The 24762-nt window shown below is 69.7% G+C and carries 20 protein-coding genes and 1 pseudogene; 13 read left to right on the top strand and 8 right to left on the bottom strand.

The window, feature by feature from the left end; translation table 11 throughout:
• Positions 1-34: 34 nt before the first annotated feature.
• Entirely contained in the window at positions 35-1540 is a 1506-nt protein-coding gene (locus ACI2LP_RS31245; RefSeq protein WP_404727897.1) for a M1 family metallopeptidase, read from the top strand.
• A 227-nt stretch (positions 1541-1767) separates the two neighbouring features.
• Positions 1768-2808, top strand: coding sequence for a LacI family DNA-binding transcriptional regulator (locus ACI2LP_RS31240; protein WP_404727896.1), 1041 nt, complete (start codon positions 1768-1770; stop codon positions 2806-2808).
• A gap of 63 nt (positions 2809-2871) precedes the next feature.
• Here ACI2LP_RS31240 and ACI2LP_RS31235 read toward each other — a convergent pair whose 3' ends face one another.
• Entirely contained in the window at positions 2872-3537 is a 666-nt protein-coding gene (locus tag ACI2LP_RS31235) for a helix-turn-helix transcriptional regulator (RefSeq protein WP_404727895.1), read from the bottom strand.
• 97 nt (positions 3538-3634) lie between these two features.
• Between ACI2LP_RS31235 and ACI2LP_RS31230 the strand changes: the two genes are divergently transcribed.
• A complete protein-coding gene (locus ACI2LP_RS31230; RefSeq protein WP_404727894.1) occupies positions 3635-4072 on the top strand; it encodes a hypothetical protein in 438 nt (145 codons plus the stop codon).
• Positions 4073-4132: 60 nt separating this feature from the next.
• Here the strand turns inward: ACI2LP_RS31230 and ACI2LP_RS31225 are convergent, their stop codons facing one another.
• Complete coding sequence (locus tag ACI2LP_RS31225; protein ID WP_404727893.1) at positions 4133-6916, bottom strand: glycosyl hydrolase; 2784 nt, start codon at positions 6914-6916, stop codon at positions 4133-4135.
• Positions 6917-7160: 244 nt separating this feature from the next.
• On the opposite strand from ACI2LP_RS31225, the gene ACI2LP_RS31220 reads away from it, so the two are divergent.
• The 4 genes from ACI2LP_RS31220 (at position 7161) to ACI2LP_RS31205 (ending at position 12016) form a co-directional block, all read left to right on the top strand.
• The gene (locus tag ACI2LP_RS31220; protein ID WP_404727892.1) at positions 7161-8465 is read left to right on the top strand and encodes an extracellular solute-binding protein; all 1305 of its coding nucleotides are present in this window, start codon (positions 7161-7163) and stop codon (positions 8463-8465) included.
• 246 nt (positions 8466-8711) lie between these two features.
• Positions 8712-9668, top strand: a complete 957-nt coding sequence (locus ACI2LP_RS31215) for a carbohydrate ABC transporter permease (protein WP_404727891.1) — start codon at positions 8712-8714, stop codon at positions 9666-9668.
• Positions 9665-10570, top strand: a complete 906-nt coding sequence (locus ACI2LP_RS31210; protein WP_404727890.1) for a carbohydrate ABC transporter permease — start codon at positions 9665-9667, stop codon at positions 10568-10570. Before ACI2LP_RS31215 ends, ACI2LP_RS31210 begins: the two co-directional genes overlap by 4 nt.
• A 45-nt stretch (positions 10571-10615) precedes the next feature.
• Complete coding sequence (locus ACI2LP_RS31205) at positions 10616-12016, top strand: GH1 family beta-glucosidase (protein WP_404727889.1); 1401 nt, start codon at positions 10616-10618, stop codon at positions 12014-12016.
• 35 nt (positions 12017-12051) lie between these two features.
• On the opposite strand, the gene ACI2LP_RS31200 is transcribed toward ACI2LP_RS31205, so the two are convergent.
• Together ACI2LP_RS31200 and ACI2LP_RS31195 are read right to left on the bottom strand one after the other, a co-directional pair.
• Positions 12052-12915, bottom strand: coding sequence for an oxygenase MpaB family protein (locus tag ACI2LP_RS31200; RefSeq protein ID WP_404727924.1), 864 nt, complete (start codon positions 12913-12915; stop codon positions 12052-12054).
• A 64-nt stretch (positions 12916-12979) separates the two neighbouring features.
• A complete protein-coding gene (locus tag ACI2LP_RS31195) occupies positions 12980-13474 on the bottom strand; it encodes a hypothetical protein (protein ID WP_404727888.1) in 495 nt (164 codons plus the stop codon).
• Positions 13475-13645: 171 nt separating this feature from the next.
• Here ACI2LP_RS31195 and sph point away from each other — a divergent pair, with 171 nt between their 5' ends.
• From sph to ACI2LP_RS31170, 5 genes and pseudogenes are all read left to right on the top strand, one after another.
• Positions 13646-14635 (top strand): sphingomyelin phosphodiesterase, encoded by a 990-nt coding sequence (gene sph / locus ACI2LP_RS31190; protein WP_404727887.1) that lies wholly within the window; start codon positions 13646-13648, stop codon positions 14633-14635.
• A 77-nt stretch (positions 14636-14712) separates the two neighbouring features.
• Positions 14713-14883, top strand: a complete 171-nt coding sequence (locus ACI2LP_RS31185; protein WP_404727928.1) for a hypothetical protein — start codon at positions 14713-14715, stop codon at positions 14881-14883.
• Positions 14841-15246: pseudogene (locus ACI2LP_RS31180) on the top strand (cation diffusion facilitator family transporter); the annotation flags it as partial. The gene ACI2LP_RS31185 and the pseudogene ACI2LP_RS31180, both read left to right, overlap by 43 nt.
• Before the next feature lie 145 nt (positions 15247-15391).
• On the top strand, positions 15392-16453 hold the full coding sequence (locus ACI2LP_RS31175) for a S1 family peptidase (protein WP_404727886.1): 1062 nt from the start codon (positions 15392-15394) through the stop codon (positions 16451-16453).
• A gap of 221 nt (positions 16454-16674) precedes the next feature.
• Positions 16675-17433, top strand: coding sequence for a MerR family transcriptional regulator (locus ACI2LP_RS31170; protein ID WP_404727885.1), 759 nt, complete (start codon positions 16675-16677; stop codon positions 17431-17433).
• A 35-nt stretch (positions 17434-17468) separates the two neighbouring features.
• Here the strand turns inward: ACI2LP_RS31170 and ACI2LP_RS31165 are convergent, their stop codons facing one another.
• From ACI2LP_RS31165 to ACI2LP_RS31150, 4 genes are all read right to left on the bottom strand, one after another.
• Entirely contained in the window at positions 17469-19643 is a 2175-nt protein-coding gene (locus tag ACI2LP_RS31165) for a 3-hydroxyacyl-CoA dehydrogenase NAD-binding domain-containing protein (RefSeq protein WP_404727884.1), read from the bottom strand.
• Between the two features lie 146 nt (positions 19644-19789).
• Positions 19790-21004 (bottom strand): acetyl-CoA C-acetyltransferase, encoded by a 1215-nt coding sequence (locus ACI2LP_RS31160; protein ID WP_404727883.1) that lies wholly within the window; start codon positions 21002-21004, stop codon positions 19790-19792.
• Positions 21005-21028: 24 nt separating this feature from the next.
• The gene (locus ACI2LP_RS31155) at positions 21029-22171 is read right to left on the bottom strand and encodes an acyl-CoA dehydrogenase family protein (RefSeq protein ID WP_404727882.1); all 1143 of its coding nucleotides are present in this window, start codon (positions 22169-22171) and stop codon (positions 21029-21031) included.
• Positions 22168-23298, bottom strand: a complete 1131-nt coding sequence (locus tag ACI2LP_RS31150; RefSeq protein WP_404727881.1) for a CaiB/BaiF CoA transferase family protein — start codon at positions 23296-23298, stop codon at positions 22168-22170. Before ACI2LP_RS31150 ends, ACI2LP_RS31155 begins: the two co-directional genes overlap by 4 nt.
• Positions 23299-23556: 258 nt before the next feature.
• Between ACI2LP_RS31150 and ACI2LP_RS31145 the strand changes: the two genes are divergently transcribed.
• Positions 23557-24756 (top strand): saccharopine dehydrogenase family protein, encoded by a 1200-nt coding sequence (locus ACI2LP_RS31145; RefSeq protein WP_404727880.1) that lies wholly within the window; start codon positions 23557-23559, stop codon positions 24754-24756.
• Positions 24757-24762: the final 6 nt, after the last annotated feature.

Raw genomic sequence — 24762 nt, 5'->3', positions numbered from 1 at the left:
AAGAGATCATCGACCCCCACGACTTGGAGCATCCGTGCACCGCAGACTCATCGTCCCGAGCGCGCTCGCGGCCTCACTGCTGCTGGCGATCCCGGCATCGGCCGCCGACGCCTCGCCGGGCGCCCCGGGCATTGGCGACACCTACTACCCGGCCAGCGGAAACGGCGGATACGACGTATCCCACTACGACCTGAGGCTGAAGTACCAGCCCGCCACCGATCTGCTCGAAGGCACGGCGACGATCCTCGCCACCGCCACGCAGAACCTGAGCCGTTTCAACCTCGACTTCGGTCTTGACGTCAGTGAGGTGCGGGTCAACAACAGGAAGGCGCAGTTCAAGAAGGAAGGTGACCAGGAGCTGGTCATCACTCCCGCCGCGCCGCTGGACAAGGGCAGGCCCGTCTCGGTGGTCGTCCGCTATGCGGGCAAGCCCTCCGAGCTGAACATCGGCGGGTACACCGCCTGGCACCGCACTCCGGACGGCGGAGTCGCCGCCCAGGAGCCGGACTCGGCCGTGTGGTGGTTCCCGAGCAACGACCACCCGCTGGACAAGGCGACGTACGACATCTCGGTCCTGGTGCCCGACGGGACCCAGGCGATCAGCAACGGCGTCCTGCAGTCGCAGAGTTCGAGGCTGGGCTGGACGCGCTACAACTGGCGCTCCAACAAGCCGCAGGCGTCGTATCTCGCCACGCTCGCCGTCGGGAAGTTCGACATCACCACCGACAAGACGGCCGACGGGCTGCCGATCCTCAACGCGTACAGCAAGGACCTCGGCGACAACGCGGGGGCGGCGCGGGCGAGCGTCGAGCGGACCGGCGAGGTCGCCGAGTGGCTGACCGAGGTCTTCGGCCCGTACCCCTTCAACGCTCTGGGTGGCTATGTCCCCAATGTGACGAGCGGCTACGCACTGGAGACGCAGACCCGTCCGTTCTACAGCCCGCGGCAGTTCGCGAACGGCGCGAATGTCTCGGTGGTCGTCCATGAGCTGGCCCACCAGTGGTACGGCGACAGCGTCTCCGTCGACGGCTGGAAGGACATCTGGGTCAACGAGGGCTTTGCCCGCTACAGCCAGTGGCTCTGGTCCGAGAAGGAGGGCGAGGGCACCGCGCAGGAGCTCGCGGACTGGGTCTACGCCCAGCACCCGGCCGATGACGCCTTCTGGACGGTCAGGCCCGGCGACCCGGGCCCGGACAAGCAGTTCGACATCGCCATCTACGACCGGGGCGCGCTGGCACTCCAGGCGCTGCGGGGCGAGGTCGGCGACGAGGACTTCTTCGCGATCCTCAAGCGCTGGCCGGCCGAGCACGCCTACGGCAACGCCAAGGTCGGCGACTTCGTGAAGTACGCCGAGAAGGTCTCCGGCAAGCCGCTCGCCGGGCTCTTCGACACCTGGCTCTACCAGCCGTCCAAGCCGGGCGCTCCGGCCGCGGCGGGCGCCAGGATCGCGAAGGCCGGGGGCAAGCACGCCCAGCCGAAGTCGTGGAAGAAGATCGCCGCCACGAACACGATTCACGAGCACGACCACGACCACCACTGAGCCGCGGAACTGAGCTGCGGCACTGAGCCGCAGTCGCGAGGCGTGGTCGCGAGGCGCCGCCGTCCCCGGCCGGGGACGGCGGCGTTCCAGGTCCCGGGCAGGTCCGGGGCAGGCCCCGGGACGAACCCCTGGCCGGGCCCGGGTGGGAGCGCTCTCAGTAGCTCGCCAGGACCGGATATCCTGTACGCCCCGACGCGGCTGAATGAACCAGACGAGGAGCACCCGCCTTGCCCGAGCAGACCACCGGGTCCCGCCCCACGCTGGAAGCCGTCGCGGCCCGCGCCGGCGTCTCCCGAGCCACGGCCTCCCGGGTCGTCAACGGCGGCGCCGGGGTCCGCGCCCCACTCGTCGACAAGGTGCGCCGGGCGGTCGAGGAGCTCGGATACGTACCCAACCAAGCGGCCCGCACCCTGGTCACCCGGCGCAACGGCGCGGTCGCAGTGATCATCGCCGAGCCGGAGTTCAGGATCTTCTCGGACCCGTTCTTCGAGCAGCAGGTGCGCGGCATCAGCCGCGAGCTGACGGCGTACGACTCCCAGCTGGTGCTCCTGTGGGTGGAGGGGCCCGGCGACCACGACCGGATCGCCCGCTATCTCGGCGGCGGCCATGTCGACGGCGCGCTGGCCTTCTCGCTGCACAACGACGACGAACTGCCCGCCATCATCCGCCGGGTCAAGGTCCCGACCGTGTTCGGCGGCCGCCCCGGGTGGCCCGGCGCCGCCTCCGAGCCGGCCGTCCCCTATGTGGACTGCGACAACCGTGGCGGCGCCCGGGAAGCCGTACGGCATCTGGTCTCGCTCGGCCGCGAGCGCATTGCGCACATCGCGGGGCCGCGCGACCAGACCTCCGCGACGGATCGGATCGACGGCTACCGCGACGTCCTGCTGGACGCCGACCCCGAGCTGATACGCCAGGGCGACTTCACGGCGGAGAGCGGCGCCCGCGCGATGGCCGAGCTGCTCGACCGCCGCCCCGATCTGGACGCCGTCTTCGCGGCCAACGACCTGATGGCGTCGGGGGCACTGCGGACGCTGCGCGAGCGCGGGCGGCGCGTGCCCCACGACGTGGCGGTGGTCGGCTTCGACGACATGGCGTCGGTCGTCGAGTCGACCGATCCACCGCTGACGACGATCCGTCAGGACATAGAGGGAATGGGCCGGTTGATGGTCCGGCTGCTGATGCGCGTGCTGAACGATGACGAACCGGACACGGGCGCCCCCGCCTCGGTGATCACCCCGACCACACTGGTACGGCGGGCTTCGGCCTGACTTCCGGCGCCCATCGCCCATGTCGGGGGGTGTCGGCCGGGCCGCTTCGTTCGGTTCATCCGATCATTGGTCCGCCGGTTCCAGGCGGACGCAGCACCGGCCGGGGGCGGGCGCCAGGCACGCCCGGAGCTTGCTCTCGTGCAGTCCCTCGAGAAGGCCGCCCAGCAGGTGGAGGTTCATGCCGCACACCGTCTCGGTGTGCGCACGAGCCAGCACGTGGAAGGGACAGTTCCCGAGGACGACGGCATCCCCCTCGAGGCGCGGTTCGAACCCGTACCGCTCCAGGAGGTCGAGGGCGTCGGCGCCGTCCTGCGTACCCAACTCCTCGCCCATCTCATGGGCCTTGCGGTGGAGTACCGCCCTTGACGGCTCACCGGTGGCCTCGGACTCTTCCAAAGCCTGCGCGAGCAGCCGCCCGGCGAGGTCGTATCGGCGTCCCGGCAGGCTGACGGTGACCTGCTTCGAAGAACGCCGGTAGAGCTTCGCGGGCCGTCCCGCGCCGGGACCGCTCCGTCCGCTGCGCCGTTCGTAGACGACATCGAGCAGGCCCTCGTCCGCGAGACGGTCCAGATGGAACGCGGCGGTCTGCCGCGCGAGGCCCAGAGCCTCGGCTGCCTCGTCACGACCGACCGGTGCCTCCTGCCGTATGACGTGGTCGTACAGCCGTCTGCGGGTGGGCTCGTCAAGAGCGGCGACGGCGGAGAAGTCTGAGTCACGGAGCTGGTCCACGGCACAAGTGTAAAACCCACAGCCATTGACTTAAGAGAGACGACCCTTCTATCGTTAATGAAAGTTGTAGATAGAAGACTGGAGAGAAGGAAGGCCCATGTCCACATCCATGTCCGCACCGTCCGTCACCCCCCGGCGGGCCGCGCTGTCCGACCCCGGCTATCAGGCGTTCCTCTGCCTGCGCATCGTGTTCACGGTGGCCCCGATCCTGTTCGGCCTGGACAAGTTCGCCAATCTCCTTGTGGACTGGCCCGGGTACCTCGCGCCGTGGATCGACGACATCGTTCCGGGCAGCGCCCAGGCGGCGATGTATGCCGTGGGAGTGATCGAGATCGTGGCAGGCGTCGTCGTGGCGGTCGCGCCACGATTCGGAGGCTGGCTGGTCGCCGGATGGCTCGCCGGCATCATCGTCAACCTGCTGAGCATTCCCGGCCACTACGACATCGCGCTGCGCGACTTCGGACTGCTGGTCGCCGCGGTGGCGCTGACCCGGCTCGCCACGAAGTACGCCGACGGCAGGCAGGGGCCGAGCTGACCCCCCGCGCCGCGTTTGTTCCCGGGAGGCATGACAGAGCCATGCCTCCCGAGAAAGCTGCTAACCGAAGGGAATCACCAGCACGGACTTGTCCGTGCCTGTCTGGAGCCGGGACGTACCGTTGCCGATGGCGCTCCACACCTCAAGCCGTACGGTGCCGCCCTTGAGGTCGCCGAGACTTCCGGTCGCCGCCTTCAGGCCGCGTGACTGCGCGTACTCCTCCCAGCCCGCGACCGGATCGGTCGCGAAGTACTGATAGGTCTCGGTCCGGTCGAAGGTGCCGTCACCCGTGAAGTCGTAGCTGATACGGGCCTGCTGCCCGAGCCCGACCGTGCTGCCCGCATCCAGCTGGAGGCGGAAGGCGGTGGCCGCGCCCGGCGTGAACGTGCCGTTGACCTGCTTGATCTCGTAGACGAGCGGCTGGTGCGGAGTGCCGTCGTAGTTGGCGCCGCCCGCCGATGCGATGGTGTCGCTGCCCGCTACACCGCCCGTCGCCGTGGTGAGCGCCCCTCCCGTACGGAGCTGGAAGGTGTTGCCCGTCGGCGGCTCGGGATCGGGATCCGGGTCCGGGTCGCCTCCCCCGGTGCCGGTTCCGGTCGCCGTCGAGCGCGCGGGGACAGTGAGCGTCCTGCCGTCGGAGAAGGTGACCGTGCGGGCGGTGGCGCCGTAGTTGTGCGCTGCGTACGTCCGTACCGTGCCCTTGGTGAACACCGCGGAGGTGGGGATGTCACCGGTCACGGTCGCGTCCGGAGCGCCGAGCGCGTCGAGAGTGCCGATCCAGTGGTACGTATGCGCCTTGGACTCGCCCTGCTCGGGGGTGTAGCCCGCGTTGCCCGCATCCCACTTGGCCTTCGCGCCCGCCGGGTCGGTGAGCGACTGGAACTCCCAGAGGATGTCGCGCCATTCGACGGCCGGACCGCCGTTCTCCCGTTCCATCTCGGCGATGTTGCGGGCGATCGCGGCCTTCTGACCGCCCAGGTGGAGTGAACCACCCGTCACGGGAAGGACGTTGATGCCGTGGATCTCCTCGGGGTTGGCGGTCCACCAGGTCGCGTACGCGGCGCCGCTGCCCCACACCATGCCGGCGGTGTCATGACCGAATGAGGACGGGAAGACCTGCTGGTCTGCGTCGAACCAGTACTGGGCGATCGCCTCGGACTCGGTGGTGAGCAGATACGTCCCGAGGTCGCGCAGCGCGGTGTCGCCGGTGGCCGAGCCCCACAGCACAAGTCCCGCGCTGAGGTTGATGGACTCCGAGGAGGACTCCTGGTTGTTGCCCGCGGCGAAGCCCTGGTGTCCGGAGGCCCAGCTGTGGCCGGCGTAGACGTCGAAGCCGCGCAGGAAGGGGAAGGCGGTGTCGGTGCGGCTGGGGTTGGCCGTGTCCCGCACCAGGGTCTTGACCATCCCGCCCCAGGCCGAGTCGGCGGCCCAGGTCGGGTCGTACTGGGCGACGATCGCGGCCGCGTAGACGTAGTAGCTGTAGTGGAAGTGGTGGTCGTTGAGCTCGGTGTCGCTGCCGTACGAAGCCGGGTAGCCGGTGAGGGTCTTCCAGTCCTTGTCGTACGAGAACTCGTTCGCGCCGCCTGCCGTGAACCAGTCCTGGAGCTTGCCCTTGATCAGGCCGAGCAGTTTGTCGCGGGTCGCAGTCTCACCGATCTGGTCGGCGACCGGCACCAGCTGGGCGAGCCGGCCGAGCGCCTTTCCGGTCCAGTAGGTGTCCGTGTAGCCGGAGAAGGGGTCGGGGTCGTTCGCGACCTGGTCGAGGTAGCCCTTCAGCCGGGCCTGGTCGACGGCCTCCGTCCGCGGCAGCCCGGGCAGCACCGCGGACGCCTTCTGACTGGTGGCGAAGGAGACCGCCTCGCGCACCTTCATCGTGCCGCGCGGCGAGACATAGGTGTAGGAGGTGAGCGGGTCGGCAGTGTGCAGCCACTGGTGGCGGTAGAGCGCCTGGAGCGTGCCGCGCTCGGTGCCTTCCTCGGCCTCGGTGGCCAGGGTGTAGGTCGCCTTGACGGCTCCGCCGCTGTAGCTCCAGGTCGCCTTGGAGCCGGTGACGAAGCTGTACGCGTACTTCTTGTACGTCGCGAGCGCGTCGGTGGAGGGCAGCACGGCGAGTGAGAAGTAGTCCTTGGCACCGAGCCCGGCGGTGATGGTGGAGCCGGAGACCGTCCAGTCGCTGCCGCTGGGTGCGAAGAGCGCGTAGTGGTGGCCCGCGACGGTGATGCCGAGGACATTGCCCTGGTCGGCGAAGACGGCGGGCGCGGTGGCGGTGGTGATCTGGGCGGCGGCGCCGGAGCCCTTGGCGTATACGAACGGCAGGCCGTGGCCGATGGTGGTGCGCAGCGTGCGGGTGCCGTCCGACCAGTAGGGGGTGACGGTCCAGTCGGACCAGTCGTCGGCCTTGGTGTCCGGGGAGTTGAGCCCGGTCAGGCCGAGGGTGAGGTCGCGCTTGTGGGCGTACTCGTACTGGCGGCCGTCGCCGACGATCGCGGGGGTCGTCGGGTAGCCGACCTCGAGGCCGCCGGCCGTTGCCTGGTAGGTGAGGGGGTGGCCGTACATGGGGGTGGAGTACGGATTGTCGCCGTACCGCTGGAAGGCGAGGGACGACCACCAGTCGTTGGTGGGGACAGGCCGGTCCTTCGCGGCGGCGGTGGTCTTGGGGGTGACCGGTGCGCCGGTGTTGGTCGTGGGGCCCGACGTCCCGGCGGGGCGGGTGTCGGAGTAACTGCCGGACCCTACGGGGACGGTGGCGGCCGCCGCCTCGGTGGCGGCCGGGCCGAGGCCGACGGCGGCCAGGGCGGTGACCAGTATCAGCGCGGCAGCTGGTCTGGTGCGGTGGGCTGGCATGGCACCTCGAAGTGGTTACGGGAAAGGCGGGAAGGGGGGCTGAGAGCGCTCTCAGATGCCGTTGAACGTAAAACTCCTGAAACACAGGTGTCAATACGTGGGACAGCGCAGGTAGTTGCCCCCGAGTCCAAGCCGTTATGTGTTCGAGTCTTGACGGGGCGAGCTCCTCCGGGGCACGCTCCAGACGCATATCTGAGAGCGCTCTCAACCGCTCTCGCTCCACCGAAGCCAAGGGAGGCTTCCCATGCCCATCGCCCGAGCCGCCAAGAGGGCCGCTGTCCGCCTGGGTGCGGTCGCGCTCGCCGGGGCACTGCTCGCCGCCTGTGGATCCGGTTCGTCGGACGGCACGTCCGACAGCGCGGGCGGCAAGGTCACGCTCACCGTGGACCTCTTCGGATCCTTCGGCTACAAGGAGGCCGGGCTCTACGCGGAGTACGAGAAGCTCCACTCGAACATCAAGATCAAGCAGAGCGACACCGAGGACGAGCAGGACTACTGGAAGTCGCTGCAGACCCGGCTCGCGGGCGGCGGCGGCCTCGCCGATGTGCAGGGCATCGAGGTGGGCCGGATCGCCGCCGTCACCCAGCAGCAGGCCGACAAGTTCGAGGACCTGAAGCAGTACGGCGCTGACAAGCTCAAGGACCAGTTCGCCGAGGCCAAGTGGGCTGCGGCCACCGGCAAGGACGGCCAGATCCTGGGCCTGGGCACGGACGTCGGCCCGGAGGCCATGTGCTACCGCACCGACCTCTTCAAGCAGGCCGGCCTGCCCACCGACCGCACCCAACTGGCCGCCAAGTGGTCCACCTGGGACGGCTATCTCGCGCTCGGCGAGGAGTACAAGAAGAAGGCGCCCGCCAAGAGTGCCTGGGTGGACAGCGTCGGCAGCCTCTACGCGATCATGGTCGGCCAGCAGAAGGAGCGGTACTACGACGCCTCCGGGAAGCTGATCTACGAGGACAATCCGGCGATCAAGGCGGCCTGGGACGCCTCCACGAAGGCCGCCGGGGCGGGTCTGAGCGCCAAGCTCGACCAGTGGTCCCCGCAGTGGAACCAGGCGTTCTCGGCCGGTTCCTTCGCCACCATGCCCTGCCCCGCCTGGATGCTCGGCTACATCAAGGGCCAGGCCGGTGACGCGGGCAAGGGCAAGTGGGACGTCGCCAAGCTGCCCGCGGGAGCGGGGAACTGGGGCGGCTCGTATCTCTCGATCCCGCGTGCGGCCAAGCACAAGAAGGAGGCGTACGAGCTGATCCAGTGGCTCACCGCCCCCGAGCAGCAGGCCAAGCTCTTCACCAAGCAGGGCAACTTCCCCTCGTCGACCGGCGCCATCGCCAAGGTCGCGGCCGCCAAGGACCCGTACTTCTCGAACGCCCCGATCGGCCAGATCTTCGGTGACGCGGCCAAGGCGGCTCCGGTTCAGGTGCTCGGCGTGCACGACAAGAGCGTCGCGGACCAGATCACCAACGCGCTGAGCGAGGTGGAGCGCAAGGGCACCTCACCCGACAAGGCCTGGTCGACCGCGAAGAAGAACGTGGCGAACGCGACCGGCTGACGCGCCGGGAGGTGCGGCGCCCGGCGGCTGCTTCTCGCCGCCGCGCCAAGCCGTCCGCACCTCCCGGGCCGCACGGCTCCGGAGGCTGGTCCTCGACACCCGGCCGGACCGGCCTCCGGCTTCCGCTCAGGCCCCACCCGCCCGCCTTGTCGTGGGAGGTGCGGGCAACCCCCACGCTCCCGGCGGGGCGGCAGCTTCGCGCCGCCGGGAACGTAGCCCCTGCAACGACTCCTGAAGGGCCGCACCGTGACCCTCACCGCCACCGCGAAGCCGGTCGCCCCGCAGCCGGCGGCCCGGCCATCGGCCGCGCGCCGGACCTGGCGCACGCTCTCGCCCTACGCCTATATCGCCCCGTTCTTCACGCTCTTCGCCGCCTTCGGGCTCTTCCCGCTGATCTACACGGCGTTCGTCTCGCTCTACCAGGTCGAGCTGCAGACGCCCGGCGAGATGGAGTGGCGGGGCCTTGGCAACTACACCGCGCTCTTCGGCGACGAGATCTTCTGGACCGCGCTGCGCAACACCTTCACCATCGGGGTACTGTCCACCGTCCCCCAGCTGGTGATGGCGCTGGGCCTGGCCCATCTGCTCAACTACCGGCTGCGCGGCCGGACTTTTCTGCGTACGGCGATGCTGCTGCCGTACGCGACCTCCGTCGCCGCCGCGACACTGGTCTTCGCTCAGCTCTTCGGCCGCGACTTCGGTCTCATCAACTACGTCCTGGGGCTGGTCGGCTTCGATCCGGTGGACTGGCAGGCGGGCACGGTCAGTTCGCAGATCGCCGTCTCGACCATCGTCATCTGGCGCTGGACCGGCTACAACGCACTGATCTATCTGGCGGGCATGCAGTCCATCCCGAGCGAGCTGTACGAGGCCGCCGAGATGGACGGGGCCTCGCGCTGGCGGCAGTTCATCCATGTGACCCTGCCGGGGCTGCGTCCGACGATCCTGTTCACGGTCGTCGTCTCGACGATCGGCGCCACCCAGCTCTTCGGTGAACCGCTGCTGTTCGAGGGGTCCATCTCCGGCGGCATCTCGCACCAGTACCAGACGCTCGGTCTCTATATGTACGAGCAGGGCTGGGGCTTCTTCCATCTGGGCCGGGCCGCCGCCATCGCCTGGGTGATGTTCCTGCTGATTCTGGTGCTGGTCGGGGTCAACGCCCTGATCGCGCGCCACCGTTCCCGCAAGGAGGCCGGCCGATGACCGCGCTCGCCGCTCCGCCGACCGAGCCGCCCGTCGCGGGCGCACCGCCCACGCCGTCGGGCCCCAGGAGAAGCCGGGCCGGGCGCACGATGCACGGCGGCAGACTCGCGTACGCGCTGCTGATCCTCGCCGTGCTGATCTCGGCGTTCCCGTTCTACTGGACGATCGTCGCCGCCAGCCGTTCCAACGCCGATCTGGCGAAGGTGCCGCCGACGCTGCTGCCCGGGTCGAATCTGATCCACAACTTCGGGGCGGTGATGGAGGAGGCCGACATCGGCAAGGCCCTCCTCAACTCCTTCATCGTCTCCGGATCGATCACCGTCGGCACGGTGCTGTGCTGCACGCTCGCCGGTTTCGCCTTCGCCAAGCTGCGCTTCCGCGGCCGCGGGGCACTGCTGGCTGTCACCGTGGGCACGATGATGATCCCGCCACAGCTCGGCGTGATCCCGCTGTTCATGCTGATCGCCAAACTGCAGTGGGTGAACCAGCTGCAGGCCGTGATCCTGCCGGGTCTCGTGTCGGCCTTCGGTGTGTTCTTCATGCGGCAGTACCTGGTCCAGTCGCTGCCCGACGAGCTGATCGAGGCGGCCAGGGTCGACGGCGCGTCCACCGCGCGGATCTTCTGGTCGATCGTGGTGCCCATCGCCCGGCCCGGTATGGCGGTGCTCGGCATGCTGACCTTCATGGCCGCGTGGAACGACTTCTTCTGGCCGATCGTCGCGCTCTCGTCGCAGGAACCGACCGTGCAGGTCGCCCTGCGCCAGCTGGGCGGCGGCTATGTCCACGACCAGTCCGTGATCATGGCCGGCACGCTGCTCGGCACTCTCCCCGTACTGATCGTCTTCGGACTGCTCGGCCGGCAGATCGTCGGCGGCATCATGCAGGGCGCCGTCAAGGGCTGATCTCTCCCCCACAGGTCCATCTCACTTTCTGGGAGTTCTTTTCTCATGACCGCTGTCGACGCAGGCCCCGAGACGACGACGGAGCTTCGGTTCCCGGCCGGTTTCCGCTGGGGCACCGCCACCGCCGCGTACCAGATCGAAGGCGCGGCCAAGGAGGACGGCCGCACGCCGTCCATCTGGGACACCTTCAGCCGCACGCCCGGCAAGGTACGCAACGGTGACACCGGCGACATCGCCGCGGACCACTACCACCGGATGCGCGAGGACGTCGCGCTGATGAAGCGGCTCGGCGTCACCGACTACCGGTTCTCCATCGCCTGGCCGCGGGTCCAGCCGACCGGGCGCGGTCCCGCCGTGCAAAAGGGCCTCGACTTCTACCGCCGGCTCACCGACGAGCTCCTTGCGGCGGACATCCGGCCGGTCGCCACGCTCTACCACTGGGACCTTCCGCAGGAGCTGGAGGACGCGGGCGGCTGGCCGCAGCGCGAGACGGCGCTGCGGTTCGGCGACTACGCCGGGATCATGGCGGAAGCCCTCGGGGACCGGGTGGCGACCTGGACCACCCTGAACGAGCCGTGGTGCGCGGCGTTTCTCGGCTACGGCTCCGGAGTGCACGCCCCCGGCCGTACCAACGCGAGCGCAGCGCTGCACGCGGCCCATCACTTCAATCTGGCGCACGGCTTGGCCGCGCAGCTGCTGCACGCTGCCCTGCCCCGGGCCTCGGAGATCTCGCTCACGCTCAATCTGCACGCGGTGCGTCCACTCACCGGCTCCGCGGCGGACGTGGACGCGGCGCGCCGGATCGACGCCGTCGGGAACCGGATCTTCCTGGAGCCGGTCTTTCACGGCCGGCTGCCGGAGGATCTTGTCCGCGACACGGCCGCGGTGACCGACTGGTCCTTCGTCCAGGACGGAGATCTGGAGGTCATCTCCACGCCGATCGACTCGCTGGGCATCAACTACTACTCCCCCACCGTCGTGGGCGCGGGCTCGTCGGCTGCGCCGTCGCCGTGGGCCGGGGCGGAGGAGCATGTGCGCTTCCTGCCCGCGCCGGGCCCGCGCACCGCGATGGACTGGCCGGTCGACGCCGAGGGGCTGTACGAGCTGCTGACCCGGCTGCGCGACGAGCTGCCGGGCGTGCCATTGGTGATCACCGAGAACGGTGCCGCGTACGACGACTACGCCGACCCGTCCGGCGAGGTCCACGACCCCGAGCGGGTGGACTATCTGCGGGCGCATCTCACCGCGGTGCACCGGGCGATCGCCGACGGCGCGGATGTCCGCGGCTACTTCCTCTGGTCGCTGCTGGACAACTTCGAGTGGGCGTACGGCTACAGCAAGCGGTTCGGCATCGTCCATGTCGACTTCGCGACGCAGCGCCGTACGGTCAAGGACAGCGCCCGCTGGTACGCGGACGTCATCGCACGGGGCGGTCTGGACGGCTGAGCCGGGAGGCCGCTACCGGTTGAGGTGGGAGGCCACTACCGATTGAGCCGGGCGGCCCGCCTCGCCTCGCGCGCCATGGGGAGGTAGCGCAGTCGCTCGGGAAGTACGGGAACCACGGCCCGTACGACCCGGGCGAATCTGCGCAGCGCGCGCTCCTGCGCGTCCGTCCACTCCAGGCCGATCGCCTCGCGCGCATCGGGCGGCAGCAGCCCGACGGTGATGAACCGGCGGAAGCGGGCGAAGGGCGGCAGCAGCACCGGCCATACCGCCTTGAGCAGGAGTGAGACGGGCGGCGGCCCGAAGTCCGGCGGCGGCAACGGCCGGTCGGCAGCGGTCAGTTCGCGTACGACGACGGTCTCCTCCACCTCGTCGGCGAGCATCTTTCGGTAGTACGGCCAGAACTCCTCGACACTCTGGGGCATGTCCCGGTCCTGGATACCGAGGACCCTGCCGACCTGAAGCCACTCCGCGTACAGCTGGCGCTCCTGCGCGTCGGTGAGCGGGCGCACCAGATAGCGCAGGGCATGCTGGTAGACGGGGAAGCCGGTGGCGTGGACCCAGGCGTAGCAGTCGGGGTCGAGCGCGCGGTACCGGCGGCCATGGGCGTCGATGCCGTGGATGCTCTGGTGGAGTTCGCGCAGCCGGCGCCCTTCGCCGACCGCCGCGTCGCCGCCGTACACCCAGAGCTGGAGCGAGCGCAGGGAGCGTTCTCCGCGGCCCCAGGGGTCGGTGCGGAAGACGGAGTGCTCGTCGACGCCCGCGCCGACCGCGGGGTGGGCGACCTGCAGGGTGAGGGCGGCGGGGAGCATCAGCAGCCCTCGGATGTCACCGACGAGCGTCCACAGCACACCACCGGGCGGTGGCGGCGCCGGGTCTGCCGCGGTCCTGTTCACAGCGATCAGTGTACGTCCACTTTGTCCCACCCCGGGGCGCGCGGCGGACCCTCGGCGGCGCCCCAGGGCCTCAGTCGGAGCTGTGGGCGCCGTCCGGCCGGGCGCCGAGCGGCTCACCGAGGATCCGGCCGGCCAGCGCCTGGGCCCAGGCGTCCGCGTCGGCCCGCAACTCCTCCTCCGCCGCGGTCCGTTCGGCCTCGATGGCCGCGGCTGCGGCGGCCACGATCCGCTGGCGCTCGCGCAGCCCCTCCGCGCGGGCGGCCACGATCAGCGCCATGCCCTCCTCATGCGCCCGCTGGCGGGTGCGCGCGGCGTCGTGGCGGGCGGCGGCGAGCGCGGCCTCATAGTCGGCCCGGACCTCCGTCGCCCGTACACGCAGCTGCTCGGCATACTCGGCGACTCCGTGAATCTTCTCGTCGCGCTCCCGAAGGATGCGCTCCGCGCGCGGCAGCACCCGCCGCGACAGCACGGCGAAGGCAAGGGCGAACGCCAGGAACCCGACCAGGAGTCCGTATCCGCTGGGATTGAGCGGGCCGATGTCCATGGGTATCAGGTGATCGTTCATGGTGGGGGCCTACCCTGTCGTCCGAATGAGGAACCGGCCCGCGACGCTCAGGAGTTGGTGTGATCGTGCGGCTGCGGAAAGAAAGTGGACTCCTGGTCATTACCAGGTGGTAACTGCTGCTGCTTTGATGTGCGTCGCAGGTCGTACCCCCCACCTCACTCGGGAGACTTTGTGCCGCACTCCGCGCTCCGCCGCATCCCCGGCGCAGCCCTGTCCACCGCGCTCGCCGCAGCCGTCCTCACCGGGACCGCTCCGGCGGCCTCCGCCACCCCGGAGGCCGCGACGCCGTCGCTGAAGGTGCTGACATACAACACCTTCCTCTTCAGCAAGACGCTGTACCCCAACTGGGGCCAGGACCACCGGGCCGCGGCGATCCCCGCGACCTCGTTCTTCCAGGGCAACGACGTCGTCGTGGTTCAGGAGGCCTTCGACAACTCCTCGTCGGACGCGCTGAAGCAGAAGGCCGCCGCCCAGTACCCGTACCAGACCCCGGTGATGGGGCGGAGCAAGGACGGCTGGGACGCCACGGGCGGTTCGTACTCGGCCACCACCCCCGAGGACGGCGGGGTCGCGCTGCTCAGCAAATGGCCGATCCTGCGCAAGGAGCAGTACGTCTACAAGGACGCCTGCGGCGCGGACTGGTGGTCCAACAAGGGCTTTGTCTATGCCGTGTTGAACGTGAACGGCGCGAAGGTGCATGTGGTCGGCACGCACGCGCAGTCGACCGACCCCGGCTGCGGCGCGGGCGAGGCGGCGCAGATGCGCAGCCGCCAGTTCAGGGCGATCGACGCCTTCCTCGACGCCAAGAACATCCCGGCGTCCGAACAGGTCCTGGTCGCGGGCGACTTCAATGTCGACTCGCGGACGCCCGAGTACGCGACGATGCTCGCCGACGCCGGCCTCGTGGGGGCCGACACCCGCACCGGACACCCGTACTCCTTCGACACGAAGGAGAACTCGATCGCGTCCTATCGCTATCCGAACGACCCGCGCGAGGACCTCGACTACGTCCTGCACCGCTCCGGGCACGCGAGGCCGGCCGACTGGACGAATGAGGTGATCAAGGAGCAGAGCGCGCCCTGGACGGTCTCCAGCTGGGGCACGAAGTACACGTACACCAACCTCTCCGACCACTATCCGGTGATCGCGTCCGGGCAGTAGTCGCAAGCCCTTCGCAGCTGGTCAGAAGCTGTTTTCGGTAGTGGCTGCAAGGGATTCGGTGTGCCACGGTGGTGGCCATGACGGGTCACGGGCACGTCCATGGTCACCACCAGCACCACACCCACGTCCGTATCGACGCCGCGCTCGAAGGGTCGGCGCAGGGGCTGCGGACGCTGTGGTTCTCCTTCGGCGTGCTCGCCGCCAGGCGCTGCGGAGGCTGTTCGAGCCACAGGACGTCAGCCATCTGACGACGGTGGCTGCAGCCGCTCTGGTGGGTTTCACCGGCAACGAGTGGGTGGCAAGGGCCCGGATCGGTACCGGCCGCAGAATCGGATCTGCCGCTGGTGGCCGACGGAATGCACGCCCGGAGCGACGGCTTCACCTCACTGGCCGTACTGGTGGGCGCGGGCGGAGCTGCACTCGGATGGCGGTGGGCCGATCCGCTGATCGGGCTCGCGATCACGGCGGCGATCTCGCTGGTGCTGCGCGGCGCGACGCGCGAGATCTGGCACCGGCTGACGGACGCGGTGGACCCGGCGCTGGTCGACGAGGCCGAGCACGCGCTCTCCCATGTCGAGGGCGTACGGGCCGTGGGGAACGTACGAATGCGCACCCCGAACGGGTGGGTCGTTCGGCGCTCCCCCGCTCTGGTGCACATGGCGGCGATTCGGCATATTCGAGGCCGCATTTCGTACTTGTCCGTTTGAGACTGCTTCTCGGAAGCCCACTGCGGATTCGTACGAAGGAGAAGCCCCCATGAGACGCACGCTCCGCGCGCGCATCTTCCTTTCCGTCATCCTTGCCCTGCCCGCCGTCGGCCTGGGCTCCGGCACCGCCGGGGCCGTCCCGGACCCGGTGCCGGGTGTCACGGCGTCGCCGACGCAGTACAGCCTCGACAGGACCATCGAACACAGCCTCGGCGACCGGAGCGCCGGTTCGTATCTCGACGCCACGACGGGCGAACTGGTCGTCACCGTCACCGACGCCGCCGCGGCCGAAGAGGTACGGGCCGAGGGCGCACGCGCCCAGCTCGTCGAACACAGCACGGCACAGCTCGAATCCGCCATGAGCACGCTCGAAGCCCAGGCGAAGATCACCGGCACCTCGTGGGGCATCGACCCCCGGGTCAACCAGGTCGTGATCGAGGCCGACCAGTCGGTCTCGGCGTCCTCCCTGACGCAGCTGGAGAACGTGGCCGCCGGTCTCGGCGACGCAGTAACGATCAGGCGCGTGCCCGGTGTCTTCGCCAGGGAAGTGGTCGGCGGCGACGCGATCTACGGCGGCGGCTACCGCTGCTCCGCGGCCTTCAATGTCTCCAAGGGCATCAACCGTTACTTCCTGACGGCCGGTCACTGCACCAACCTGGCCGCCACCTGGTACGCGACACCCGGCGGCCCGCCCATCGGGGGCCGGGTGGGCACCAGCTTCCCGACCAACGACTACGGCATCGTCCGGTACAGGGTCGGCCCCCAGCCCGCCGGGGTCGTCAACCTGTACAACGGCACCTACCAGGACATCACCTCTGCGGCCGACCCGATCGTCGGCCAGGCCATCAAGAAGAGCGGCTCCACCACCAAGGTGACCAGCGGCACCGTCACCGCGGTGAACGTCACCGTGAACTACGGCGACGGCCCGGTCTACGGCATGGTCCGCACCACGGTCTGCTCGGCAGGCGGCGACAGCGGCGGCGCGCACTTCGCCGGTTCCACCGCCCTGGGCATTCACTCGGGCAGCTCCGGCTGCCGGGGCACCCGTGGCACGGCGATCTTCCAGCCGGTGCGGGAAGCGCTCAGCGCGTACGGCGTGTCCGTGTACTGATCCGGGCTGCGCATGAAGCGGCGACGAGGGCGTGCCCACGGAGGTGGGGACGCCCTCGCCGGCTGTTCAGGCCGTGCGGCGCCACCTTGTGGGCCGCCCCGAAGGTCGCACCGAAAGCCGTCACGAAGGTCGCCACGGACGCTTTCACAACAGTGGTGAGACAGCAATACTGTTGCACTGCACGACGATCAGTAACGGGGCACGGGAAGCGAGGCGCACAGATGGCGACCGAGACCGAGGAGCCGACGCTCACCGTCGACGAACTGGCCGCGCGTGCCGGGGTCACTGTGCGCACCATCCGCTTCTACAGCACGCGCGGGCTGCTGCCGCCCCCGGCCATCGGACCGCGCCGCGTCGGTCACTACGGCCAGAGTCATCTCTCCCGCCTCGCCCTCATCGAGGAGCTCCAGTTCCAGGGCATGACGCTCGCCGCGATCGAGCGCTATCTGGAGCAGTTGCCCCAGGATCTGAGCGCGCACGACCTCGCGATCCACCGTGCGCTGGTGGCCTCCTGGGCGCCGGACTCGGCCGAAGAGGCGACCCGCCCCGAACTGGAACGCCGCGCCGGCCGGGCGCTCACCGAAGGGGACATCGACCGGCTCGCGGCGATGGGCGTCCTGGAGCGCGCTGACTCGGGAGACGGACACCAGGGCGGGTACCGGCTCGACCCCGGGCTGCTGCGGCTCGGTGTGCAGCTCCTCGATGTGCCGATCGCCCACGAGACGATCCTCGCGGCCCGCACCGTCCTGCTGGAGCACACCCGCTCGGCGGCCCACGAGCTCACCCGGCTGTTCCGGGACGAGGTCTGGAATCCGTACCGCGAGCGGGAGTCGGACCCGGAGCAGGTGGCGGCGATGAAGTCGCTGTCCGCCCATATGCAGCCGATGGTGGTGCAGGCGCTGGTGACGGCCTTCCAGCGCTCACTCAAGGAAGAGCTGCGGGCCGCGTTCGGCCAGGAGAGCCAGAGCCTGAAGGGCTGAGGCCTCGAAGCCGAGCGCGGCCCGCGGTCGCACCGTCACGCGTCCGCGAAGACCTCGCCGCGCTCCGCCTTCTCCACCAGCAGCGCCGGCGGCTCAAAGCGCTCGCCGTACCGCTCGGCGAGCTCCCGCGCGCGTGCCACGAAGCCGGAAAGACCGCCCTCGTAGCCGTTGATGTACTGGAGCACGCCGCCCGTCCAGGCCGGGAAGCCGATGCCCATGATGGAGCCGATGTTGGCGTCGGCGACCGACGTCAGCACGTTCTCCTCCAGGCAGCGGACCGAGTCCAGCGCCTCGGAGAAGAGCATCCGCTCCACCATGTCGGTGAACGGGACATCCACGTCCTGCTTGGCGAAATGCTCGCGCAGCCCCGGCCACAGCCCGGTCCGCCTGCCGTCGTCGCCGTACTCGTAGAAGCCCGCCCCGCCGCTGCGTCCGGTGCGTCCGAACTCGTCGACCATCCGGTCGATCACCGCGTCAGCCGGGTGCCCGGCCCAGCTGCCGCCCGCCTCCTCGACCGCGCGCCTCGACTCATTGCGGATCTTCCGCGGCAGGGTGAGCGTCAGCTCGTCCATCAGCGAGAGCACCTTGGCCGGGTAGCCGGCCTGCGCGGCGGCCTGCTCGACCGACACGGGGTCGACGCCCTCGCCGACCATCGCCACGCCCTCGTTGATGAACTGGCCGATGACACGCGAGGTGAAGAAGCCACGCGAGTCATTGACGACGATCGGGGTCTTGTTGATCCGGCGGACCAGGTCGAAGGCGCGGGCCAGCGCCTCGTCGCCGGTGCGCTCGCCCTTGATGATCTCGACCAGCGGCATCTTGTCGACGGGCGAGAAGAAGTGCAGCCCGATGAAGTCGTCCGGCCGCGACACGCCTTCGGCAAGCACCGTGATGGGCAGCGTCGAGGTGTTGGAGCAGAGCAGCGCGTCCGGCTCGACGATGTCCTGGATCTCCTCGAACACCTTGTGCTTGAGCGCGGTGTCCTCGAAGACCGCCTCGATCACCGCGTCGCAGCCGGCGAGATCGGCGGGGTCGGCGGTCGGCGTGATGCGCGCCAGCAGTGCGTCGCGCTTTGCCTCGGTGGTACGCCCCCGGCTCAGCGCCTTGTCGAGCAGCTTCTCGGAGTACGCCTTGCCCTTGTCGGCGGCCTCCTGGGACACGTCCTTGAGCACGACCTCGATGCCGGCCCGGGCACAGGAGTACGCGATGCCCGCGCCCATCATCCCGGCGCCCAGGACGGCGACCTTGCGGACCTCGCGCTGCTCGATGCCCCCCGGCCGGTTGGCGCCGGAGTTGACGGCCTGCAGATCGAAGAAGAACGCCTGGATCATGTTCTTGGCGATCTGGCCGGTGACCAGCTCGGTGAAGTACCGGGCCTCGATGGTCTGCGCCGTCTCGAAGTCCACCTGGGAGCCCTCGACGGCCGCCGCGAGGATATTGCGCGGGGCGGGATAGGGGGCGCCCGCGGTCTGCTTCTTCAGATTCGCCGGGAAGGCGGGGAGGTTGGCGGCGAAGCGCGGGTTGGACGGCGTGCCGCCAGGGATCTTGTAGCCCTTGACGTCCCAGGGCTGCTGGGACTCGGGGTGGGCGTCGATGAAGGCGCGCGCCTTGGCGAGCATCTCGTCGGTGGTGGCGGCCACTTCATGGACCAGACCGTTCTCCAGGGCGCGCTGCGGCGCGTACTGCGTACCCTGCAGAAGCACCTTCAGCAGCGCGTCCGCGATGCCCATCAGCCGTACGGTGCGGGTGACGCCGCCGCCCGCCGGCAGCAGTCCGAGGGTGACCTCGGGCAGGCCGATCCTGGAGCCCGGCGCGTCGAGGGCGATGCGGTGGTGACAGGCGAGGGCGATCTCGTAACCGCCGCCCAGTGCCGCGCCGTTGATCGCCGCGACGACGGGCTTGCCCAGGGTCTCGATGGTGCGCAGCGCGCGCTTGATGTCCATGCCGGTGTCGAAGACCTGCTGGGCGTTCTCGGGACCGACCTTGATCATGTCCTTGAGGTCGCCGCCCGCGAAGAAGGTCTTCTTGGCGGAGATGAAGATGATGCCGCGGATGGAGTCCTGCTCGGCCTCCGCGCGCTCGGCGATCGCCGCGATGGAGTCCTTGAAGGCCTGGTTCATCGTGTTGGCGGACTGGTTGGGGTCGTCGAGTACGAGGGTGACGACGCCGGTGTCGTCCTGTTCCCAGCGGATGGTGGTGCTCTCGGTCATGTGCGAAGTCTCCTGGAGTGTGGTCAGCGCGCGGACGGACCTGTCGGGCGCCGACGGTCGTGCACGCGCGTCCGCGCGGCTGCGCCGCTTCGGCCGACGGGCTCGCGCACCTCGGATGTGCGTGCCCCGGGGGTGTGCGCGCGGCGCTACACGCGCTCGACGATCGTGGCGATGCCCATGCCTCCGCCGACGCAGAGCGTGACGAGGCCGTACCGCTTGTCCTGGCGCTCCAGTTCGTCGACGACGGTGCCGAGGATCATCGCGCCCGTCGCGCCGAGCGGGTGGCCCAGGGCGATCGCGCCGCCGTTGACGTTGATCTTCTCCAGCGGGAGGTCGAGGTCGCGGGCGAAGCGCAGCACGACTCCGGCGAACGCCTCGTTGATCTCCACCAGGTCGATGTCGTCGATCGTCAGACCGGCCTTGGCGAGCGCCTTGCGCGTGGCGGGCGCGGGGCCGGTGAGCATGATGGTCGGCTCGGAGCCGGAGACCGCGGCCGAGACGATCCGGGCGCGCGGGGTGAGGCCGTACCGCTCGCCGACCTCCTTCGTACCGATCGCGACGAGCGCCGCTCCGTCGACGATGCCCGAGGAGTTGCCCGCGTGGTGGACGTGGTCGATCTTCTCCACCCAGTGGTACTTCTGGAGCGCCACGGCGTCGAAGCCGCCCATGTCGCCGATGCCCGCGAAGGAGGGCTTGAGCGCGGCGAGGGAGTCCGCGGTGGTGCCGGGGCGCAGGTGCTCGTCGTGGTCGAGGACGACCAGGCCGTTGCGGTCGCGCACCGGGACGACGGACCGCTCGAAACGGCCGTCCTTCCAGGCCGCGGCCGCCCGCTCCTGGGAGAGCGCGGCGTACTCGTCGACGTCACGACGGGAGAAGCCCTCGATGGTGGCGATGAGGTCGGCGCCGATGCCCTGCGGGACGAATCCGGTCGCGAAGTTGGTCATCGGGTCGGCGAACCAGGCGCCGCCGTCGGAGGCCATCGGCACGCGTGACATGGACTCGACGCCGCCGGCGAGCACCAGGTCCTCCCAGCCCGAACGGACCTTCATCGCGGCCATGTTGACCGCCTCGAGCCCGGAGGCACAGAAGCGGTTCTCCTGTACGCCTGCGACGGTGTCCGGGAGCCCGGCGGCGATGGCGGAGATCCGGGCGATGTCGGAGCCCTGGTCGCCGACCGGGCCGACGACGCCGAGCACGATGTCGTCGATCGCCGCCGGGTCGAGACCGGGGAAGCGGCTGCGGAGTTCGTGGATCAGACCGACGACGAGGTCGATCGGCTTGGTGCCGTGCAGGGCGCCGTTCGCCTTGCCGCGACCGCGCGGGGTGCGGATCGCCTCGTACACATACGCTTCGGTGCTCACTGGTCACGAGCCTTTCGATGAGGGTTAGCCGAGCAGAGAACGACCGATGATCTCCTTCATGATCTCGGTCGTACCGCCGTAGATGGTCTGGATCCGGCCGTCGGTGAAAGCCCTGGCGACGCGGTATTCGGTCATATAGCCATAGCCGCCGTGCAATTGCAGACAGCGGTCGGCGACCCGCTTTTGCAGTTCGGTGGCCCACCATTTGGCCATCGACGCGTGTACGGCATCGAGTTCGCCGTTCGAGTGATCCACGATGCAGCGGTCGAGGAACGCACGGGTGACGGCGCATTCGGTGGCCATTTCGGCGATCTCGAAGCGAATGTGCTGAAGCCTCGCGAGCGGCCGTCCGAATGCCTCGCGCTCCTTGACGTACGACGTGGTGATCTCCAGCAGATACTCGGCGGCGGCGATACCGGCGACCGCGATGCCCATGCGCTCCTGCGCGAGATTGGTCATCAGGTGGATGAAGCCGCCGCCCAGTTCGCCGAGCAGATTCTCCTTCGGGACGCGTACGTCGTTGAAGAACAGTTCGGCCGTGTCCTGGGACTTCTGGCCGATCTTGTCGAGATTGCGGCCGCGCTCGAAGCCCTCCATGCCGCGCTCGACGACCAGCAGGGAAAGTCCCTTCGCCCCGCCCTCGGGGGTGGTCTTGGCGACGACGATCACGAGGTCGGCGAGGATTCCGTTGGAGATGAAGGTCTTGGAGCCGTTCAGCAGCCAGTGATCGCCCCGGTCCTCGGCGCTCGTCCTTATGCCCTGGAGGTCGGAGCCCGCGCCCGGCTCGGTCATCGCGATGGCGGTGATGATCTCGCCGCTGCAGAATCCCGGCAGCCAGCGCCGCTTCTGCTCGTCGGTGGCCAGCGAGGTCAGATACGGACCGATGATGTCGTTGTGCAGCCCGAGCGCGAGTCCGGCCACGCCCGCCCGGGTGAACTCCTCGGCCAGGACGGCGCTGTAGCGGAAGTCGGCGTTCCCGCCGCCTCCGTACTCCTCGGGCACGGCGAGTCCGAGCAGCCCCTGCTTGCCCGCGGCCAGCCAGGCGTCCCGCGAGACGATGCCGTCCTTCTCCCACTGTTCGTAGTGCGGAAGGACCTCCTTGGCGAGGAAGGTGCGGACGGTCTCCCGGAACGCGTCGTGCTCCGCATCGAAGATCTGGCGCTTCAACGGTCCTCCTTGGTGAGCCCGGGCACGTCCCAGTCGCGCGCCACGTCGTCGGTGTCGGCACCCGGCTGGGCGGGGCTTCGGTACACGGACCCGGGCGTGGCGGAGAAGCGGGGCGCGGGCGCGGGCTGGGTGAGTCCGCCGTGGTCGACGAAGGTTCCGCGGGCCGCGAGATGCGGGTGCTTGGGGGCTTCCCGCAGCGAGAGCACCGGCGCGACACAGGCGTCCGAGCCCTCGAAGACGGCTGTCCACTCCTCGCGCGTCCTGGTCCTGAAGCGGGCGGCGACGGCGGCCCGCAGCTCACCCCAGCGCGCGAAGTCCTTACGGGCCGGGGCCTCGTCGTTGATGCCGAGCAGCTCGATGAACTCGTTGTAGAACTGCTGCTCAAGCGCCCCGACCGCCATGTACCGGCCGTCCGCGGTCTCGTAGTTGCCGTAGAACGGGCAGCCGCCGTCGAGCAGGTTCGCCCCGCGCCGGTCCTGCCAGCCGCCGGCCGCCATCATCCCGTGGATCATGGTGGCGAGATGGGCGGCACCGTCGACGATGGCCGCGTCCACGACCTGACCGGAGCCGCCCTCGGTACGGGCGTGCTGCAAGGCCGCGAGCACTCCGATGACGAGATAGAGCGAGCCGCCCGCGTAGTCGCCGACGAGATTGGCCGGGACAGCGGGCGGCTCGTCGGGCTTGCCGATCATGCCGAGCGTGCCGGTGACGGCGATGTACGCGATGTCGTGCCCGGCGCACTGGGCGAGCGGCCCGTCCTGTCCCCAGCCGGTCATCCGTCCGTACACCAGACGCGGATTGCGCGCATGGCACTCCTGCGGTCCGACACCGAGCCGTTCGGCGACGCCGGGCCGGTAGCCCTCGATCAGTACGTCGGCCCGCTCGGCCAGGTCGAGCACCTGGCCGGGGCCGTCGTCCGCCTTGAGGTCGATGAGCACGGAGCGTTTGTTGCGGTTGGTGAGGTCGTACGCCGGGTCGATCGCCAGACCCGCGCCGCCGGGCCGGTCGACCCGTACGACATCGGCGCCGAGGTCGGCCAGGAGCATCGCGGCGAACGGACCGGGCCCGATGCCCGCCAGTTCGACCACGCGCACCCCGGCCAGCGGGCCATTACCCATCGCTGCCATCAAGCCCCCAGCGCCGCACTGTGACACAACTGATGTAACACCAGTGATGGTAAGAACACGTTCCACCCGGCACAAGGGTCCCGGCCGAGCAAGCGCTTAGAACTGGGCGCAGCTTAGCGCCTGATTCCCGGTGAAATGGCCTCTTTCCGGCCACCACCTCAGGCGTGGCGGGCTCAGATCGCCCTCGCGCGCCCCGCCCGCGCCGGGCACGCTAGCCTCAGCCACCGACATGACCTCGGGGCAACGGCGGAGGAGCCATTGAACAGGCAGAACGGGACGGATCGCGCACAGCGCCCGTACGACATCGTGCTCTTCGGAGCGACCGGATTCGTCGGCGCGCTCACCGCGGAGTACCTCGCGGCGCACGCCCCCGAGGGATGCCGCTGGGCCGTCGCGGGGCGCAGCCGCCAGAAGCTGGAACGACTGCGCGAGCACCTTGCCGCCGGGCATCCCGACTGCGCAGAGCTCCCGCTGATCGAGGCGGACGCGGACGACCCCGAGTCGCTGCGCCGACTCGCCGAGTCCGCCCGTGTGGTGGCCACCACGGTCGGGCCCTACGTCTGGTACGGCGAGCCGCTGGTCGCCGCGTGCGCGGAAGCCGGCACCGACTATCTGGACCTGACCGGTGAGCCCGAGTTCGTGGATCTGATGTACGTACGGCATGACGCGCGGGCGCGGGAGACCCGGGCTCGGCTCGTCCACGCCTGCGGCTTCGACTCCGTCCCGCACGACCTGGGTGCGTACTTCACCGTCCAGCAGCTGCCCAAGGACGTGCCGCTGCGGGTCGACGGGTTCGTACGCTCCAACGCGACCTTCTCCGGCGGGACGTTCGCCTCTGCGCTCACCGCGATGGGCCGCGGCCGGCAGATGCTGAAAGCGGCGCACGAGCGGCGGCTGCACGAGCCGCGGCTGGTGGGACGGCGGGCGCGGGCTCCGCTCGGCGGGCCGCGGTTCAGCCGCGAGACCGGGACCTGGGCGCTGCCGCTGCCGACGGTCGACCCGCAGATCGTGGCGCGCTCGGCGCGTGCGCTGCCCCGGTACGGTCCGGACTTCCGCTACCGGCACTATGCGGCCGTGGAGACGCTGCCGATGGCGGCGGGCGGTGTGGCGGCGATGGGTGCGCTCTTCGGTCTGGCCCAACTGCCTGCCGCCCGGCGCTGGTTGTCGGACCGGATCAAGCCGGGCGAGGGTCCGGACGAGCGGCGCCGGGCGAAGAGCTGGTTCTCGGTCCGTTTTGTGGGCGAGGGCGGTGGCCGCACGGTGTTCACGGAGGTGTCGGGCGGCGATCCGGGCTACGACGAGACGGCGAAGATGCTCGCGGAGTCGGCGCTGTCCCTGGCCTTCGACCAACTGCCCGACACCTCGGGCCAGGTCACTACGGCGGTGGCGATGGGGGATGCGCTGCTGGCGCGGCTTCAGGCGGCCGGGATCCGTTTCCGGGTGGCGGCCGCGCGCTGAAGGTGC

Source organism: Streptomyces sp. NPDC019890, from assembly GCF_044903445.1.
Lineage (GTDB): Bacteria > Actinomycetota > Actinomycetes > Streptomycetales > Streptomycetaceae > Streptomyces.
This window is presented reverse-complemented; position numbering and strand designations above follow the sequence as displayed.

Coding starts and splice junctions, on each gene's coding strand:
- ACI2LP_RS31230 (WP_404727894.1), top strand. CDS start 3,635: ATGTCCACATCCATGTCCGCACCGTCCGTCACCCCCCGGCGGGCCGCG.
- ACI2LP_RS31225 (WP_404727893.1), bottom strand. CDS start 6,916: ATGCCAGCCCACCGCACCAGACCAGCTGCCGCGCTGATACTGGTCACC.
- ACI2LP_RS31220 (WP_404727892.1), top strand. CDS start 7,161: ATGCCCATCGCCCGAGCCGCCAAGAGGGCCGCTGTCCGCCTGGGTGCG.
- ACI2LP_RS31210 (WP_404727890.1), top strand. CDS start 9,665: ATGACCGCGCTCGCCGCTCCGCCGACCGAGCCGCCCGTCGCGGGCGCA.
- ACI2LP_RS31205 (WP_404727889.1), top strand. CDS start 10,616: ATGACCGCTGTCGACGCAGGCCCCGAGACGACGACGGAGCTTCGGTTC.
- ACI2LP_RS31195 (WP_404727888.1), bottom strand. CDS start 13,474: ATGAACGATCACCTGATACCCATGGACATCGGCCCGCTCAATCCCAGC.
- ACI2LP_RS31185 (WP_404727928.1), top strand. CDS start 14,713: ATGACGGGTCACGGGCACGTCCATGGTCACCACCAGCACCACACCCAC.
- ACI2LP_RS31175 (WP_404727886.1), top strand. CDS start 15,392: ATGAGACGCACGCTCCGCGCGCGCATCTTCCTTTCCGTCATCCTTGCC.
- ACI2LP_RS31170 (WP_404727885.1), top strand. CDS start 16,675: ATGGCGACCGAGACCGAGGAGCCGACGCTCACCGTCGACGAACTGGCC.
- ACI2LP_RS31165 (WP_404727884.1), bottom strand. CDS start 19,643: ATGACCGAGAGCACCACCATCCGCTGGGAACAGGACGACACCGGCGTC.
- ACI2LP_RS31150 (WP_404727881.1), bottom strand. CDS start 23,298: ATGGCAGCGATGGGTAATGGCCCGCTGGCCGGGGTGCGCGTGGTCGAA.